This is a genomic window from Rhodococcus ruber (assembly GCF_016804345.1).
Taxonomy (GTDB): domain Bacteria; phylum Actinomycetota; class Actinomycetes; order Mycobacteriales; family Mycobacteriaceae; genus Rhodococcus; species Rhodococcus ruber.
Genome location: NZ_CP044211.1, coordinates 1,557,668 through 1,573,940, shown reverse-complemented (window position 1 = coordinate 1,573,940; position 16,273 = coordinate 1,557,668). Strand labels below are relative to the sequence as shown.

Here is a 16,273-nt window from a genome sequence, read left to right as displayed (position 1 = left end):
GCGCCGACCCGGACGGACACCCGGCGGTAGCGTGCGGCTGTGACGGTTCTCGACGGTCTCCGCGGGTGCGCCCGCACGCTCGACCCCGGCTACTTCGCGCTCGTGATGGCGACCGGCATCGTGTCGATCGGCATGCATCTGCACGGCCTGACGACGGTGTCGGCCGCGTTGCTGCTGGTCTCCGCCGTCGCCTACGTCGTCCTGCTCGCGCTGACCGGGTGGCGGCTCGTGCGGTTCCGCGACGAGGTCCGCACCGACCTCACCGACGCGAGCCGCGCATTCGGATTCTTCACGTTCGTCGCGGGCAGCAACGTGCTGGGGATCCGACTGACCATGGACGGGTGGCACTCGACGGCCGCGGTCCTGCTCGCCGGCGCGGCCGCGACGTGGCTCGTGCTCGGCTACGTCATCCCGTGGACGGCGGTGCTCGGCACCCGCCGGCGCCCGGTGATCGCCAAGGCCAACGGCAGCTGGTTCGTGTGGGTGGTCGCAGCCCAGTCGGTCGCACTCGCCGCGGCGACCCTCGAGCCGGTCTACGACGACCTGCGCCGGCCGCTGTCGCTGGTGGCGGTGTTCGCGTGGTCGGTGGGCCTGTTCCTCTACGCCGCGGCGGGCGTGTTCGTCGCGGCACGGATGATGCAGTATCCGCTGCGGCCGGTGGACCTCACGCCGTCGTACTGGGTGTCGATGGGGGCCGCGGCGATCACCGTGGTGGCCGGTTCCCGCATCGTGGCCATGGAGTCGGCCCCGATGGTCGACGCCACCCGCGGACTCGTCGCCGGGCTGGTCGTGGTGTTCTGGGCGTTCGCGACGTGGCTGCTGCCCGCCCTCGTCGCCGCCGGATGGTGGCGGCACCGCACCCACCGCATCCGGCTGCGCTACGAACCGGGCCTGTGGTCGATCGTGTTCCCGCTCGGGATGTACGGCGTCGCCGGGATCTACCTCGCCGAGGCCGACGAGCTGCCGTGGGTCGGTGTCGTCGGCCGGACGGAACTGTGGGTGGCCGTGACGGTGTGGGCGGCGGTGTTCGCCGCGATGCTCGTGCACCTGTGGCGCACGGTGCTGCGTCCGCGTCCGGCTACCGTGGGCCGGTGACGACCGAGGCCCTCGACGACGATTCGGTGCACGGCGTGCTGCATCACCCCGACGGCGCTCCGCGCGGTGCGGTGGCCCTGACCCACGGGGCGGGCGGCAACTGCGACGCGGCGATCCTGCGGCAGCTGTGCGGCGCGTTCGCCGACGCGGGGTTCCTCGCGTTGCGCTTCGACCTGCCGTTCCGGCGCCGACGCCCGAAGGGGCCGCCGCAGCCGTCGCGGGCCGCGGAGGACCGGGCCGGGATCGCGGCGGCGGCCGAGGCGATGCGGGCCCGCACAGTCGGCCGACTCGTGCTCGGCGGCGTCTCGTACGGCGGCCGGCAGACGTCGATGCTCGCGGCCGAACGGCCCGGCGTCGCGGACGCGCTCGTCCTGCTGTCCTATCCGCTGCATCCGCCGGGCAAGCCCGAGAAAGCGCGCACCGAGCACCTGCCCGCGCTCGCCGTGCCGGCGGTGTTCGCCCACGGTGACCGCGACCCGTTCGGCACCCTGGACGAGATGCGCGACGCGGTGCCGCTGATCCCAGCGCCCGTCGTGCTGCTCCCGGTGACGGGCGCGGCCCACGACCTCGGCAAGTCGAGGACCGATCCGGCACCGTCGATCGTGCACGCCGTGTCCGGGCTGCTCTCGGACACGGCGTCCCGGGCGTAGCACCCCCGACCGCGGGCGGGGCGTCGGTGGCCGGGTCTCGGGTGGATCCTCCCCGACGACGGCCGGGGCGGTCTCTCGCATCCAGCCGAACCGCCGTTGCAGCCGGTGTCCGGCAGTCGATTCGGCCCTCCAACCTCCGACGGGACGCGGAATCCGGGGGTTAGAGTCGATCACGTCGGACCTGGGAGCAGGGAGGTGGGCGGTGCCTACGTCTCGGTTGCAGACCCCCGCGAGGACCCTGCCGATCATCCTGGCCCTGTCCCTCGCCTTCACGATCACGGTCGTCGACCCGCTGGTGCTGAGCCTGAACATGCCCCAGGTGAGCCGTGCCCTCGATGTGCCACCGCAGCTCGTCGGATTGCTCGGCGGCACGGCGACACTGGTGATGGCCGCAGCCGTCCTCGCCGCGGGCAACCTCGGCGACGCGTTCGGGCTTCGACGCCTGCTGATGTCGGGACTGGTCGTCGTCACCGTCGCCGATCTGCTCTCCATGCTCTCGCCCCACTACGCCTTCCTGCTTGCGATGCGGGTCGTGGCCGGATTGGGAATGACGGCGCTGCTCGGAGTGCCGCTGGCACTGCTCAAGACGTCCGTGACGGACAAGCAGCGGCCGACGGCCATCGGCGTCTTCGTGGCCGTCGAGATGATTCTCTGTGGGATACTCCCTGCGTTGACGGGCTGGGCGGTGGCGGCCGCCGGCTGGCAAGTGGTGTTCCTGGTCGCACCGCTGCTGGCCGTGATCTCGCTTCTGCTGACGGCGAGGTTCGTCCCGGAGACGCCCGTTCAGCATCGCGCTCGGCTGGACGTGGCCGGCGTCGTCCTGGTCGGTACGGCGCTCCTGGCACTCGTCATCGGGCTGGCAGCCGCGCAGAACGGCATCCTCCGGCCCCAGACATGGCTCCCGTTGGCTGTCAGCGTGGTCGCCGCCGTGCTGTTCGTTCGCCACGAACGTCGCACCCCCGTACCGGCACTGGACCTGGCGCTGTTCGGAAGCCGGGCCTTCAGCGTGGCCCTGGCGGCGACCTTCACGCTGAATTTCCTCATGGCCGGGCTCGGCATCGTCCTGGGGCAGTTCGGCAGTGTGGTGCTCGCGCTGTCGCCGGAGACCGTCGGCCTGCTGTTCCTCCCCGGCACGCTGCTGATCGCCGGTTTCGTGGTCTGGTCCGGGAGCCTGGTGGGGAGGTTCTCGCCGAGACCGGTGATGGTCGTCGGCCTCCTGTTCATGGCAGCCGGCGGACTGCTGATGGCGGGCACGATCGATCCGGCAATGGCGCTGTGGTTGCTCGTCTCGGCCGTGTGGCTGTACAACCTGGGCTCGATGGTGACCTCCACCTCCGTGTCCGAGACGGTGCTCTCGCAGGCGCCGAGCGGGCAGTCCGGAACGGTGGCTTCCGTGCAGCTGGCCTTCGGGATGACCGGCTATGCGTTCGGGCCCACCGTGTACCTGCTGCTTCTCAACGTGTTCTTCCAGCGAGAATGGCTGGCCGACACCGAGGCACGCGGGCTGACGGCGACCCAGGGCGAGCAGGCCGTGGATGCCGCGCGTAGCGCGGTGGCGCAGAGCCTCGGTGGCGCCGGGTACGACCCGAACCTGCTCCGGCAGGCGGGCGGTCTCGATCTCGGCGCGGACCTGGCCGACGCGGTGCGCCTCACCATGCTGACGGTCAGCGTCCTGCCCGTCGCCGTGGCGGTGGCGGCCTTCGTGCTCATGTCCCGCCGCACGGGGCCGACGGAGCGAAGGTGACCACCAGCACGTCCCTCCGCGCCGGCTTTCCGGGGTCGACGGGCCGGATCGGCGAAACACCGTGCCAGGTGCAACGGTCGTCGCCCAGGAGGAAGGTGCCGGGTTCGCGCAGGGTCGTCGTCACGAGTCGCTCGCCGTCCGGGCCGAACACCGAGCTTTCGCCCCCGGCGGCGTTGTCGACGCCGATCAACAGGGAACCGACCAGCGTGACGCCGTCGCGGTGCACGCCCTCGGGTGTGGGCCGGCCCTCGTTGTCTGCCGAGGCGACCACACGGAACGGATGCACCCACACCGTCCATTCGGGAGCTTCGTCGAGGACCGGCGCGATCCGGCCCACGAGCTTCACCGTGCGCTCGAACAGCGGATCTTCGAGGAACGCGGCCCTCAGCGGTTCGAAACGGCGGTCCCGGGCGAGGTAGAGGACGTTGGAGCCGTCCGGCTGGACGAAGTCCCGGTGCGCCGCGGGCTCCAGCGCGCCGTCGGCCGTCCGGTACCGGAATCGGCCGTAGCGCCGCAGCCGGTGCACACCCTGTTCTGCCGCGTACGGGTCGGGCTCGAGCTCCTCCCAATGCGCGGAGAACCGGACCCACGCATCGGCGTCGGCACCGAGGGATCGCCACAGGTCTGCCGCCGGCATCAGGAACGTACCCACGGAGGCGAGCGCACGCCGTGCGGCGTCGACCGGATCCGTGCCGGACTCCGCACCCCCCGCAACCGTCATCGACTCAGAATCGGCGAGGACGGCCCCCAGCGCAACCGTCGCCGGTGCAGACCACGCCGCTGCCCACAACGCCGCTGCCCACCGAAGAGCCGCCGAAGGAAACCCATGGGGTCGACGAGCGCGAACGCCACCGTCGGCACGGCGAGCTGCCCAGGAAGCGGCCTCCGCCCGCCGCGGCAGTCAACCGGTCAGGGAGCCTGCCGAGCACCGCGCAACCGATCCAGATCGTCCTGCACCCGTGCACTCACCGCCACGGGATACGGCGCCCCCGCCTCGTCGAGGGAACGAAGCGCCGTCGGAAGGGCGTCGATCTGCTGCCGTGCACGCCGTCGCGCGTCGTCGAGTCCTGTGTCGTACTGCGGCAGCCGCCGGCCGGCTCTCATGACGGGCACCAGCAGCGGCTCACCCGGGAGGTCCTCGTCCGGCCGGCCGATGGTGTCGCCGGCGAATACGCCGCCGTCGGTCCGCCGGAACACCTGCTTGCGCCCGGGATGGAGCACCTTGCCGCTCGACAGCTTCGTACGTCCGACGCCGGCGTACTCGACCAGCTTGTACGCCATGTCGAGGGTCGGCGCGTCCTGGGCGATCGACAGGTGGGTGCCCACACCGAAGCCGTCGACGGGGCAACCGGCGTCGAGCAGTGCCGCGATGCTGTACTCGTCGAGGCCCGACGAGGCGAAGATCCGGACGTCGTGCAGCCCCGCTGCGTCGAGCCGGGCGCGCGCGGCCTTCGACAGGGCACCGAGATCACCGGAATCCAGCCGGATCGCGCGCACGTCGAACCGATCGCCCAGCCTCCCGGCCAGGTCGACGACGAGGTCCACGCCGCGCAGGGTGTCGTAGGTGTCGACCAGCAGCGTCGTACCCGGATACAGCCGGGCGAACGCCTCGAAGGCCTCGGCCTCGTCGTCGAAGGCCTGGACGAAGCTGTGCGCCATCGTGCCGAACGCCGGAATCCCGTACTCCCTGGCGGCGAGCAGATTCGACGTTCCGGCGGCTCCCGCGAGGTATCCGGCGCGGGCGACTTCGAGCGCGGCGTCCGTGCCGTGCGCCCGGCGTGCGCCGAAATCCACCACCGGGCGCCCCTGCGCGGCCTCGACGATGCGCGCGGCCTTGCTGGCGAGGACGCTCTGCAGGTGGATCCGGTTCAGCACGAACGTCTCGACGAGCTGTGCCTCCAGGATCGGCGCGACGACCTGCACGATCGGTTCGTTCGGGAAGACCACCGTGCCCTCCGGCACCGCCCACACGTCGCCGGTGAAGCGCACCGCAGCGAGCTGTCCGAGGAACTCGTCGGAGAACAATCCGAGCCCGCGCAGGTATCGCAGGTCGTCGTCCTCGAACCGGAACGCCTCGAGGAAGTCGAGCACATCGGGCAGGCCGGCGGCCACCACGTACGACCTTCCGGGCGGCAGCTTCCGGAAGAACGTCTCGAACACGGCCGTCTCCGACATGCCCCGGACCGCGTAGGCCTGCGCCATCGTGACCTCGTACAGGTCGGTGAACAGCGCGGCGCCCGGGAATCGCACGGCGACCGTCACCCGAGCCCGGTCCGGGCCGGTGTGTTCTCCATACCCGAATTCTCACACGCCGGCGAGGCGCCGGCGGCCGGTTGCGTCCGGTGCACGAGAGGGGCCGTCTTCGACGGCACCTATGCTGACGGTGTGAGCACTACCGGTGACGCTACGACCGCCGGCACCGCCGTCGGTCGCCCCGGTGACGGCACCGCCGTCGGTCGCCCCGGCGACCGCACCGCCGACATCGACGGACTGCTCGCCGAGATCCGGGATCGGCTGACCGACACCGTCACCACCCGCGCGAGCCTGCAGAGCCTGCTCGAGGCGGTGCTCGTCGTCGGGTCGGGTCTCGAACTCGACTCGATGCTCCAGCGCATCGTCTCCGCGGCCGTCACGCTGCTCGACGCCCGCTACGGCGCGCTGGGCGTGCGGGCTCCCGACGGTGGACTCTCGGAGTTCGTCTACGTGGGTATCGCCCCCGAGGCGCGCGGCCGCATGGGGCATCTGCCGGAGGGCCGCGGCCTCCTCGGTCTGCTCATCAACGACCCGAGGCCGGTGCGCATCGCGGACCTGTCCCGGCATCCCGCGTCGATCGGCTTCCCTCCGGGACATCCGCCGATGAAGAGCTTCCTCGGGACCCCGATCATGGTGCGCGGCAAGGTGTTCGGCAGCATCTACCTCACGGAGAAGGTCGGTTCCCCGGCGTTCACCGAAGAGGACGAGGTGATCCTGAAGGTGCTCGCGACCTCCGCGGGCGTCGCGATCGACAACGCGCGCCTGTTCGAGGGCTCCGTCACCCGCGAACGCTGGCTCGAGGCGGTGGCGACGATCAACTCCCGGCTGCTGGTCGGCGGCTCGGTCGACGAAACGCTGGAACTGCTGGTCGACCGCGTGCGCGACCTCGCCCACACCGACGGCAGCTACGTCGTGCTCGTCGACGGCACCCAGGGCACGGTCCGGGCCGCCGCCGCACCCGGCCCGCCGTCGGTCGGCACTCGCCTCGACCTCACCGGTTCTCCTGTGCTCGAGGCGATCCGGACGCGGCGCACCCTGCTCACCGACAGTCTCGAGGGCATCCCGGACGCGGCGGGCACCGACGGCCGCGCCGTCGTCCTGCCGTTGTCCGCCACCTCCGGCGCGAGCGGCGCCCTGATCGTCACCCGGGCGGCCCGATCCGACGCGTGGGACGACGAGGACGTCACGCGGCTCGAATCCATGGCCGATCTCGTCACCGTCGCGCTGGAGTTCGCCACGCAGCAACGCAAGAAGCGGTTGCTGGACGTGCTCGCGGACCGCGACCGCATCGCGCAGGATCTGCACGACAACGTGATCCAGCGGTTGTTCGCCACCGGGATGAGCCTGCAGAGCACGCTGGTTCCCGGCACCGACCCCGACCGGGTCGCGAACGTGGTCCAGCACGCCGTCGAGCAACTCGACCGCACCGTCCGCGAGATCCGCACCACCATCTTCGATCTGCACACCACCGGCGCCGCGGCATCGACCAGCCTGCGGCGGCGGCTGCTGGACGTGGTCGGCGACCTGACCGCCCAGTCGCCGGTGGCGCCGAACGTCCAGTTCTCCGGGCCGATAGACACTCTGGTCCCCGCCCGCATCCATCCGCACGCCGAAGCGGTGCTGCGGGAAGGACTCAGCAACGCGTTGCGTCACTCGCAGTCGGAGAAGATCTCCGTATCCGTCTCAGCGGGAGACGAATTCACGATCGAGATCGTCGACGACGGCATCGGGCTGCCGGACGCCCCGCGCCGCAGCGGCCTCACCAACCTCGAGCGTCGCGCCCAGCAGTGCGGCGGCCGCTGCAGCATCGGCCCCGGTGCGACGGGCGGCACGCGCGTGGTGTGGCAGGCGCCGCTCTGACGGGTCGGCGTCAGACCTCGCGCTGCTTGCGCAACTCGGTGGCGAGCACCGCGGCCTGCGTGCGACGCTGCATCCCGAGCTTGGCCAGCAGCCGCGAGACGTAGTTCTTGATCGTCTTCTCCGCCAGGAACAGCCGCTCGGCGATCTCGCGATTGGTCAGGCCCTCCCCGATCAGCTCGAACACGGCCCGTTCCTGGTCGGACAGTTCGGCGAGCGGATCCGCCGTGCGGGACGCGCGGATGCGTTCCATGAGCGCGGCCGTGGCCCGGCTGTCGAGCAGCGAGCCGCCGGCCGCGACGGTCCGGATCGCCGACACCAGGTCGGTGCCGAGGATCTGCTTGAGCACGAATCCGGACGCACCCGCCATGATCGCGTCGAACAGGGCCTCGTCGTCGGCGTAGGAGGTGAGCATGAGAGCGCGCAGCTCCGGCATGCGGGCCCGCAGCTCACGGCACAGTTCCACGCCGTTGCCGTCGGGCAGGCGCACGTCGAGGACCGCGACTTCGGCTCCGCTCCCCGGGATGCGGGCCAGCGCCTCGCCGACCGACGCGGCCTCCCCGACGACCGTGAAGTCGGGCACGCTGTCGAGCAGGTCGACCAACCCGCGCCGCACGATCTCGTGGTCGTCGACGAGAAATACCCGAGGCATCGTCCCTCACCTTTCCTGGCACCGGTGTTGCGGTGACCATGCTCGCACACCACCTGCCGCGGGCCGTTCGACGGCAGTTTCGGGACCTTCGGCACATGCGCCCGGCACAGTCCACGGGCGATGCTCGGAACGTCGCCCCGATGAGCCGTGCGGGGGTGACCGACCAGGACGAGGAGGCTGCGATGTCCACGGTGCCCGACACCTGGTCCACGAGTGACACCGAGGTCATCGCGCGTGCCGTGATCGAGGCCCCCTCCATCCACGACACCCAGCCGTGGAATCTGCGTCTCCCGGCGCGCACCGCCGAACTGGAGGAGCGGGTCGAGTTCGCCGCGCCCGGTCCGGACCCGTTGCGCCCGGATCGCCTCATCTCGTGCGGGGCCGCCGTCGCCAATCTCGAACTCGGCATCCGGGCGCTCGGCTGGAGCACCCGGACCCTGCTGCTACCGGAGCCGGAGCGGCCCGAGCTGATCGCGCGGATCGAGGCGGCGGCTCCGGCCACCCCGTCGAGCACCGATCTGGGGTACTTCGCCGCGATCTCGCACCGGCGCAGCCACCGCGAGTCGTTCGCCCGGATCCCGGTGCCGGCCACCACCATCGCCGACGTGATGGCGGCCGCCGACATCCCCGGTGTCCGGGTTCGCCTGCTGGCCTCGGACGAGGCACCGGCCCTCGCCGACATGCTCACGTACTCGGCCGAGGCGATGCGCCGCAACCCGCACTACCAGCGCGAGATGTTCCGGTGGACGTCGCACTGGCATCCGGAGGGCAACGCCGAGGTGGTGACCGACTGGGGCGCCGATCTGGACGCCGGCGGAGCGGCCGGGCGCGCACTGATCACCACCGGCGTGCCGGACACCGCCGAACTCGCGGCGGCCATCGACCGGGAGACCGTGCTGGTCTTCTCGGTACAGTCCGCCGATCCGATCGACCTGGTGCGGGTGGGCATCGCATCCGAGCGGGCGTGGCTGGCGGCGGTCGATGCCCGGCTGTCCGCCTCCGTGCTCACCTATCCACTGCGCGTGGAGGACTCCGCGGCCCGGCTCGCCGAACGGATGGACCTCGACGGTCTTCCGCAACTGATCATGCGTATCGGGTTCTGACCGGACCGAACGGGGCGTCGCAGGGGGGCGCCCCGACCAATCAGAGAGGGAATGCATCACTGTGACAAGGGAACTCACGGACCTGCAGCTGCTCCGGGAGCTCGAGCCGATCGCCGAGGACAACGTCCACCGCCACCTGGCGATGGCGAAGGACTGGCATCCGCACGACTATGTTCCGTGGGACGAGGGCCGCAACTTCGCCGCCCTCGGCGGCACCGACTGGGATCCCGCCCAGTCCGCGTTGTCCGACACCGCCCAGGCAGCGATGATCACCAATCTGCTCACCGAGGACAACCTGCCCTCCTACCACCGCGAGATCGCCGAGCACTTCAGCCTCGACGGCGCGTGGGGCACGTGGGTGGGACGCTGGACGGCCGAGGAGAACAAGCACTCCGTCGTCATGCGGGACTACCTCGTGGTCACCCGCGGGGTGGACCCCGTCGCACTCGAGAACGCGCGCATGGCGCACATGACCACCGGCTTCGACCCGGGGTCGACATCGATGCTCGAGTCCGTGTCGTACGTGACCTTCCAGGAACTGGCGACCCGGGTCTCGCACCGCAACACCGGCAGGGCGTGCGGCGACCCGATCGCGGACCGCATGCTCGCCCGCGTCGCCGCGGACGAGAACCTGCACATGATGTTCTATCGCAACATCGTCGACGGCGCCCTCGACATCGCCCCCGACCAGACGTTGGCCGCGATCATGAGCGTGCTGACCCGGTTCCGGATGCCCGGTGCGTCGATGGCGAACTTCCGGCGCAACGCCGTCCTGATCGCCAAGGGCGGCATCTACGACCTGCGCCAGCACCTCGACGACGTGGTGCTGCCGGTGCTCCGCAAGTGGCGCGTGTTCGAGCGCACCGACTTCGGCGGCCGCGGCGAGCAGCTGCGCGAGGACCTCGACGTCTTCCTCACCGATCTGCAGACGAAGGCCGAGCGGTTCGAGGAAGCCCGGGACCGCGCGCTCGCACGTCAGGCCCACCGCGACGAGCACGCGGGGGCGAGCGCATGACCAGCGTGCGCGAGCCCGGGACCGGAACCCCCCGGACCGGAACCCCCCGGACCGGAACCACCGACAGCAAGCTGTTCGGCTCGGTTCTGGACATGGCGCGCGCCGCGAAGCGCGGCGACGTGTCCGGCTGGCTGACCGCCAAGAGCAGTACCCACCGCCCGGAGGACGTCGCCTACCTGAGCTCGGTGCTGCTGGGCGTCCTCATCGAGAACGACGCGGTCCGTCGCGGCATCCATCCCGCCGACGTCTGGCGCGAACTGCGCGAGCGTGGCCTCGACGACTTCGGCTGACTCGCGCACCGAGGAGACCACCGTGCGACGATGCCCGGCACCCGCTTCCGGGTGCCGGGCATCGAGCGTCCGGGTACGGTCGCGCGGTGCGGTGCTTCTCGCGCGCGTGAGAACGCGCGCGAGAAGCACCCAGCCGCGCAACCACATGCGGCGCAGGCCGGGACGGGAGGGCTACTTCTCGCCGTCGGGCCGGACGATCAGCACGGGGCAGTCGGCGGTCTGCATCAGCGCATTGCTGGTCGATCCGAGCAGCAGGCCCTTGAAGCCGCCGCGGCCTCGGGAGCCGACGACGATCAGCTGGGCGCGTTCGGCGTACTCGCTCAGCACCCGCACCGGCCGGTCCCGCGCGACGACGCGTTCGACGACGACGTCCGGGTAGCGCTCCTGGAACCCGGCGAGGTTCTCGGCGAGCACGACCTCCTCGCCCGTCTGGATCCGGCTCCACTGCGGATCCTCGGGCACCGCGCCCAGCGACGGCTGCACGCTCACGTCGCTCCACACGTTCACCGCGACGAGCGTGGCCTTGCGGGCGGCCGCCTCGGCGAACGCCACCTCGACGGCGCGCACCGACGCCTCGGAGCCGTCGACGCCCACCACGACCGGGCCGTCGGAGGGGGGTGCCCCGTCGAGGGTGCGGCCGCGCACGATCGCGACCGGGCAGTGGGCGTGCGAGGCGAGACCGAGGGTGACGGAGCCGACGAGCAGCCCCTTGACCTCGCCGAGGCCGCGGGAGCCGAGCACGACGGTGTCGGCACGGCGCGAAACCTCGACGAGGGTGGGGACGACCTTGCCCTCGATCTGCTCGGTGGTGATCTCGACCGGGCCCTGCTCGTCGGCGATGCGCTTGGCGAGCACCACGGCGCTGTCGAGCCGGGCCCGCGCCGTCTCCTTCATCTCCTCGTGGAAGCTCTCCGCGAGGTAGGGCTCGGAGTAGTAGAAGGCGGGGATGTGCACGACGGTGACGATGTGCAGCGGCAACGCACGGGCCGCGGCGGCGCGGGCCGCCCAGATCACCGCGGTGGCCGCCGCGTCGGATCCGTCGACCGCGACGACGATCGGTTGGGTATCGGTCATAGGTGTCCCCTCTGTCGGCGGGCCGGCGGCCCGGTTCTCGCGAGCGTCAGTTGCAGATCTCCCGCAGCTGTTCGATCAGTCGGACCCGGCCGGCGGTGTTCTCCGCGATCGGGGTGACGGTGAGGGTGGTGACGCCGGCTTCGGCGAACGCGGCGACCCGCTCCCGGACGTAACTCTCGGGGCCGATCAGCGAGACGGCCCGCACGAGGTCGTCGGGCACTGCGGCGGCCGCCTCCTCCTTGCGGCCGGCGAGGTACAGGTCCTGAATGGTCTCTGCTTCCTTCGCGTAGCCGTAGCGGACGGCGAGATCGTTGTAGAAGTTCTTCCCCTTCGCACCCATGCCGCCGATGTACAACGCCAGGTGCGGGCGCACGAAGTCGAGGAGGAAGTCGACGTCGTCACCGATCGCGAGGGCGGCCCCGACGTAGACCTGCAGGTCGCCCAGCGAGGGGTCGCGCTTGGCCTTGCCGCGCGCGAGGGAATCGCCCCAGACGTCGGCGGCCTTCTCCGGATGGAAGAAGATCGGCTCCCAGCCCTCGGCGATCTCGGCGGTCATCTCGACGTTCTTGGGGCCGATCGCGGCGATCAGGACGGGGATGCGTTCCCGCACCGGGTGGTTGATGAGCTTGAGCGGTTTGCCGAGCCCGGTGCCCTTCTCCGGCGGCAGCGGGATCTGGTAGTACTTGCCCTGGTATTCGACCTTTTCCCGGCGCCACACCTGACGGCAGATGTCGACGAGCTCCCGGGTGCGGCCGAGCGGCGCGTCGTACTTGACGCCGTGGAATCCCTCGATGACCTGCGGGCCGGACGCACCGATCCCCAGGACGAAACGGCCGTCGGAGACGTAGTCCAGTCCTGCGGCGGTCATCGCGGTCAGGCTCGGCGTGCGGGTGTAGATCTGGAAGATGCCCGAGGCCAGCTCGAGTCGTTCGGTCTTGGCCGCGAGGTAGCCGAGCTGACTGACCGCGTCGAACGAGTACGCCTCCGGCACGAAGATGATGTCGAGGCCGGCCCGTTCCAGATCGGCCACCTCCGCCGCCGTCTCGGCGAAGCCGCCGCTGTAGTTCAGTCCCATCCCGATGCGCATCGGCATACCCCGTGATCCGTTGGTGCGTGCCCGGACGGGCACGCTCGTACCGTTTTCCCGGTACCCTACCGCCGGGGCGCGGCACCGATCCTCAGGACTCGTCGGGGCGCACGACCATCACGGGGCAGTGGGCGTCCCGGATCAGCGAGTTGCTGGTGGAACCGAGCAGCATGCCGGTGAATCCGCCGCGTCCGCGGCTGCCGACCACCAGCAGCTGCGCCTTCTCGGACCAGGCGAGCAGGTGAGCGCGCGGCCCGTCGACGTACACCTCGCGGCGCACGTTCACGTCGGGGTAGCGGTCGTGGAATCCGGCGAGACGCTCGGCGAGCAGGGCCTGCTCGGATTCCGCGAACGCGTCGGGATCGATCGAGACCTCGACGGCCTCGTCGAACGTCCCGCGCCGCATGTCGCTCCACACGTGGACCGCGACCAGGTCGACACCCCGCAGACCGGCCTCCTCGAACGCCGCGTGCACGGCCTTCTCGCTGAGGGTGCTGCCGTCGACCCCGACGACGACGGGCCGGGTGTCGGGCAGGGACTCCGGTGCCTCGCCGCGAACGACGACGACGGGGCACCGGCCGTGGCTGGCCACGGAAACGGGGGTGGAGCCGAGCAGGGCCTCGCCCACCCGGCCGGTGCCGGAGGAACCGAGCACGAGCATGCGCGCGTGGGCGGACAGGTCGATGAGCCAGCGGGCGCTGCCGGTGGCGGCGAGTCGGGTGGTGATCTCGAGCGCCGGCGCGACGGTGCGGGCGACCTCCTCGGCCCGTTGCAGCAGCGTCTTGCCCTCGTCCTCGACCCATTCGAAGACCTGCGCGGTCTGGATGAACGGCGCCCCGCTGTACCCGCTGGGGGCGAAGTCCAGAGCGTGCACGATGTGCAGCGGCAACCCGCGGTCGGCGGCGGTCGCGGCGGCCCACCGGACGGCGTCGTCGGAGGCCGGAGAGCCGTCGATCCCGACCACCACGGTGTTCGACCGCACCGCCTCGTCGTGCGCGGGTTCGTGGTGCGTCTTGCTGCCGGGGAACTTCACGTCGGTCACCGCTCTCGTCGCAGGGATCGTCCTCGGCCTCGAGGTTAACCCGCTCCCCCTGGGCCAGGAATGGTCTTTGGTCCTTCTCCGGGAAGTCCGGAGCCACTGGTCCGGCGGGGAGGATGCGGCCACAATCGTGGGGAGAGGAGGCGCGTCATGTCCGGTGGTCCGATCCGCGTGACGGATGCCGCGGCCCGCAAGGTCCGCGCGGCGGACGTGATGAGCACGCCGGTGCTGGCGGTGACGGTGGACGCCACCTTGGAGCGGGCCGGGGAGGTGCTGGCGCGCAACGGTTTCACCACACTTCCGGTGGTGGACGAGTACGGCCGGTTGTGCGGCCTGATCACCGAGGAGGCCCTGGCGGGGGCGCACCTGGCGCGGCTGTCGGTGTATGCCGATCTGCCCGAGCCGATCGTGAGCGCGATCCGCCGGCCGCTGACGGTGCGGGCGGTGGCGCTGCCGCCCGTCGCCCTCGACGCGGACGCGGAGCTGTTCGACATCGCGCGAGCGATGCTGCAGATGCGGCTGCGGTCCGTGCCGGTGGTGCGCGACGGCCGGCCGATCGGAATCGTCAGCTGGCGCAATATCCTTCCCCTGCTCGAGCACTGAAGACCGGAAAGCGATCTGCGTCACATTAAATTGTCATTTGGGATGACAATTATCTAGTCTCGGTTCATGCAACTCACCCAGTTCACCGATCTCGGACTGAGAGTTGTCATGTACCTGGCGGCCGCCGCGCCCGACAGCTCCCCCAGTACCAGAAGCGTTGCCGAGCAACTGGAGTTGTCGTACGCCCACACCACCAAGGTGGTCGCACGACTGAGCGAACTCGGCGTCGTCACGACCCGCCGCGGCCGCGGCGGCGGACTGGCCATCACCGAACTCGGCCGGTCCGCCACCGTCGGATGGCTCGCCCGGCAACTCGAAGGCGACAACGAGGTCGTCGCCTGCGAGGGCGACAAGCCGTGTCCGCTGCGCGCCGGGTGCAGCCTCCGGGGCGCACTGCGACGCGCCCAGGAGGCGTTCTACACCGCCCTCGACGCCGTCACCGTCGCCGACCTCGCCCGCCCGCCCACCCGCACCGTCCTGCTCGAACTCACCCGCCCCGCCGTCTGACCGCAGGGTTCCACAGCCCGCGAACCCGCCCAGCCCGATCGAAACGGAGTCCACGATGCCGCTCTCAGCCGAGTCCAAGGAAGTCATCCGCGCCACCCTCCCCGCCGTGGGTGCCGCCATCGGCGACATCACCCCCCTGTTCTACAAGAAGATGTTCGCCGCGCACCCCGAGCTCGAGCGGAACCTGTTCAACCGCGGCAACCAGAAGCAGGGCGAACAGCAGAAGGCCCTCGCCGGCTCCATCGCCGCGTTCGCGACCCTGCAACTCGACCCCGATCCCGCCCGGGTCGAGGCCATCCTGTCCCGCATCGCGCACAAGCATGCCTCCCTCGGCATCAAGCCCGACGAGTACTGGATCGTCCACAAGCACCTGTTCGAGGCCATCGTGGAGGTCCTCGGCGAAGCCGTCACCCCCGAGGTCGCCGCGGCCTGGGACGAGCTGTACTGGCTGATGGCCAACACCCTCATCAAGCTCGAGGACGACCTGTACAAGGCCGCGGGCGTCGCACCGGGCGACGTGTGGCGCACCGTCCGCGTCGCCGAGCGCCGGCACCAGTCCGCCGACACGGTCTCGTTCGTCCTGACCTCGCTCGACGGCGCCCCGCTGCCTGCTTTCCGCCCGGGCCAGTACCTCTCGGTGGGCGTCGTGCTCCCCGACGGCGCCCGCCAGATCCGCCAGTACAGCCTGACCAACGCGCCGTCGCAGGGAGACTGGCGCATCACCGTCAAGCGGATCCTGGCGACCACCACCCCCGACGGCGCCGTCGCGCCGGCCGGTGAAGTGTCGAACTTCCTGTACGACAACGTCTTCGAAGGCGACGATCTGCAGGTGACCACGCCGTTCGGCGACCTGGTGCTGCCCGACGACGGCGCCCCGCTGCTGCTGGCCTCCGCCGGCATCGGCTGCACCCCGATGATCGGCATGCTCGCGCATCTGGCGGAAACCGGTGACGAGCGCAAGGTTTCGGTGCTGCACGCCGACCGCTCCGTCGCCAACCACGCCCACCGGCACGAACTCGCCACCCTCGTCGAGCGCATCCCGTCCGCCGAGGTGCACCGCTGGTACGAGGATCTCGGTGCCCGCGAACCGCTCGAGACCGTGCGCGTGGGCCGGGCCGACGTGTCGGACCTGCCGCTCGACCCGAACACCAAGGCGTACCTGTGCGGTCCGCTGCCGTTCATGCTCTCGCTGCGCGAGGCCCTGATCGAGCGCAACGTGCCCGCCGAGAACATCCACTACGAGGTGTTCGGCCCGGACAGCTGGGCCCCCAGCGCCTGAGTCCCAGCGCCTGAGTCCCAGCGCC

General features: G+C 70.9%; 16 protein-coding genes. 10 read left to right on the top strand and 6 right to left on the bottom strand.

The genetic code is table 11. From position 1 onward, the window contains the following. Positions 1-39 precede the first annotated feature (39 nt). From F1734_RS07410 to F1734_RS07400, 3 genes are all read left to right on the top strand, one after another. On the top strand, positions 40-1,095 hold the full coding sequence (locus F1734_RS07410; protein WP_203011483.1) for a tellurite resistance/C4-dicarboxylate transporter family protein: 1,056 nt from the start codon (positions 40-42) through the stop codon (positions 1,093-1,095). After that, a complete protein-coding gene (locus F1734_RS07405) occupies positions 1,050-1,745 on the top strand; it encodes an alpha/beta hydrolase family protein (protein WP_017679419.1) in 696 nt (231 codons plus the stop codon). Before F1734_RS07410 ends, F1734_RS07405 begins: the two co-directional genes overlap by 46 nt. Before the next feature lie 217 nt (positions 1,746-1,962). Continuing rightward, positions 1,963-3,489 (top strand): MFS transporter, encoded by a 1,527-nt coding sequence (locus tag F1734_RS07400; RefSeq protein WP_203011818.1) that lies wholly within the window; start codon positions 1,963-1,965, stop codon positions 3,487-3,489. Here F1734_RS07400 and F1734_RS07395 read toward each other — a convergent pair. Together F1734_RS07395 and F1734_RS07390 are read right to left on the bottom strand one after the other, a co-directional pair. Beyond that, the gene (locus tag F1734_RS07395) at positions 3,452-4,210 is read right to left on the bottom strand and encodes a 2OG-Fe dioxygenase family protein (protein WP_010593058.1); all 759 of its coding nucleotides are present in this window, start codon (positions 4,208-4,210) and stop codon (positions 3,452-3,454) included. The two genes, F1734_RS07400 and F1734_RS07395, sit on opposite strands and share 38 nt — an antisense overlap. A gap of 188 nt (positions 4,211-4,398) precedes the next feature. After that, positions 4,399-5,739: a nicotinate phosphoribosyltransferase gene (locus F1734_RS07390; protein WP_371851028.1), complete on the bottom strand. Its 1,341-nt coding sequence runs from the start codon at positions 5,737-5,739 to the stop codon at positions 4,399-4,401. 231 nt (positions 5,740-5,970) lie between these two features. Here F1734_RS07390 and F1734_RS07385 point away from each other — a divergent pair, with 231 nt between their 5' ends. After that, positions 5,971-7,602, top strand: a complete 1,632-nt coding sequence (locus F1734_RS07385) for a sensor histidine kinase (protein WP_026137461.1) — start codon at positions 5,971-5,973, stop codon at positions 7,600-7,602. Between the two features lie 10 nt (positions 7,603-7,612). Here F1734_RS07385 and F1734_RS07380 read toward each other — a convergent pair whose 3' ends face one another. Further along, positions 7,613-8,251 (bottom strand): response regulator, encoded by a 639-nt coding sequence (locus tag F1734_RS07380; RefSeq protein ID WP_003937734.1) that lies wholly within the window; start codon positions 8,249-8,251, stop codon positions 7,613-7,615. 182 nt (positions 8,252-8,433) lie between these two features. Between F1734_RS07380 and F1734_RS07375 the strand changes: the two genes are divergently transcribed. From F1734_RS07375 to F1734_RS07365, 3 genes are all read left to right on the top strand, one after another. Further along, a complete protein-coding gene (locus F1734_RS07375; protein WP_064065678.1) occupies positions 8,434-9,354 on the top strand; it encodes a nitroreductase family protein in 921 nt (306 codons plus the stop codon). Positions 9,355-9,415: 61 nt separating this feature from the next. After that, the gene (locus F1734_RS07370; RefSeq protein WP_017679413.1) at positions 9,416-10,369 is read left to right on the top strand and encodes an acyl-ACP desaturase; all 954 of its coding nucleotides are present in this window, start codon (positions 9,416-9,418) and stop codon (positions 10,367-10,369) included. Beyond that, positions 10,366-10,659, top strand: a complete 294-nt coding sequence (locus F1734_RS07365) for a hypothetical protein (RefSeq protein WP_172603597.1) — start codon at positions 10,366-10,368, stop codon at positions 10,657-10,659. The genes F1734_RS07370 and F1734_RS07365 overlap by 4 nt, the downstream gene beginning before the upstream one ends. Before the next feature lie 171 nt (positions 10,660-10,830). Here F1734_RS07365 and F1734_RS07360 read toward each other — a convergent pair whose 3' ends face one another. The 3 genes from F1734_RS07360 to F1734_RS07350 form a co-directional block, all read right to left on the bottom strand. After that, positions 10,831-11,733, bottom strand: a complete 903-nt coding sequence (locus tag F1734_RS07360; protein ID WP_010593065.1) for a universal stress protein — start codon at positions 11,731-11,733, stop codon at positions 10,831-10,833. 46 nt (positions 11,734-11,779) lie between these two features. Next, positions 11,780-12,820: an LLM class F420-dependent oxidoreductase gene (locus F1734_RS07355; RefSeq protein ID WP_010593066.1), complete on the bottom strand. Its 1,041-nt coding sequence runs from the start codon at positions 12,818-12,820 to the stop codon at positions 11,780-11,782. A gap of 91 nt (positions 12,821-12,911) precedes the next feature. After that, positions 12,912-13,862, bottom strand: a complete 951-nt coding sequence (locus tag F1734_RS07350; RefSeq protein WP_010593067.1) for a universal stress protein — start codon at positions 13,860-13,862, stop codon at positions 12,912-12,914. Positions 13,863-14,009: 147 nt separating this feature from the next. Between F1734_RS07350 and F1734_RS07345 the strand changes: the two genes are divergently transcribed. The 3 genes from F1734_RS07345 to F1734_RS07335 all read left to right on the top strand — a co-directional run bounded on the left by F1734_RS07345 (position 14,010) and on the right by F1734_RS07335 (position 16,248). Beyond that, complete coding sequence (locus F1734_RS07345; protein WP_010593068.1) at positions 14,010-14,462, top strand: CBS domain-containing protein; 453 nt, start codon at positions 14,010-14,012, stop codon at positions 14,460-14,462. A 66-nt stretch (positions 14,463-14,528) separates the two neighbouring features. Further along, positions 14,529-14,969 (top strand): RrF2 family transcriptional regulator, encoded by a 441-nt coding sequence (locus F1734_RS07340; protein WP_010593069.1) that lies wholly within the window; start codon positions 14,529-14,531, stop codon positions 14,967-14,969. 55 nt (positions 14,970-15,024) lie between these two features. Continuing rightward, on the top strand, positions 15,025-16,248 hold the full coding sequence (locus F1734_RS07335; RefSeq protein WP_010593070.1) for a globin domain-containing protein: 1,224 nt from the start codon (positions 15,025-15,027) through the stop codon (positions 16,246-16,248). The last annotated feature ends 25 nt before the right edge of the window (positions 16,249-16,273 follow it).

What these genes read in the sequence shown, in the direction of transcription:
- F1734_RS07395 (WP_010593058.1), bottom strand. Translation starts at nt 4,210, where the DNA reads ATGACGGTTGCGGGGGGTGCGGAGTCCGGCACGGATCCGGTCGACGCC.
- F1734_RS07380 (WP_003937734.1), bottom strand. Translation starts at nt 8,251, where the DNA reads ATGCCTCGGGTATTTCTCGTCGACGACCACGAGATCGTGCGGCGCGGG.
- F1734_RS07375 (WP_064065678.1), top strand. Translation starts at nt 8,434, where the DNA reads ATGTCCACGGTGCCCGACACCTGGTCCACGAGTGACACCGAGGTCATC.
- F1734_RS07365 (WP_172603597.1), top strand. Translation starts at nt 10,366, where the DNA reads ATGACCAGCGTGCGCGAGCCCGGGACCGGAACCCCCCGGACCGGAACC.
- F1734_RS07360 (WP_010593065.1), bottom strand. Translation starts at nt 11,733, where the DNA reads ATGACCGATACCCAACCGATCGTCGTCGCGGTCGACGGATCCGACGCG.
- F1734_RS07355 (WP_010593066.1), bottom strand. Translation starts at nt 12,820, where the DNA reads ATGCGCATCGGGATGGGACTGAACTACAGCGGCGGCTTCGCCGAGACG.
- F1734_RS07345 (WP_010593068.1), top strand. Translation starts at nt 14,010, where the DNA reads ATGTCCGGTGGTCCGATCCGCGTGACGGATGCCGCGGCCCGCAAGGTC.
- F1734_RS07340 (WP_010593069.1), top strand. Translation starts at nt 14,529, where the DNA reads ATGCAACTCACCCAGTTCACCGATCTCGGACTGAGAGTTGTCATGTAC.
- F1734_RS07335 (WP_010593070.1), top strand. Translation starts at nt 15,025, where the DNA reads ATGCCGCTCTCAGCCGAGTCCAAGGAAGTCATCCGCGCCACCCTCCCC.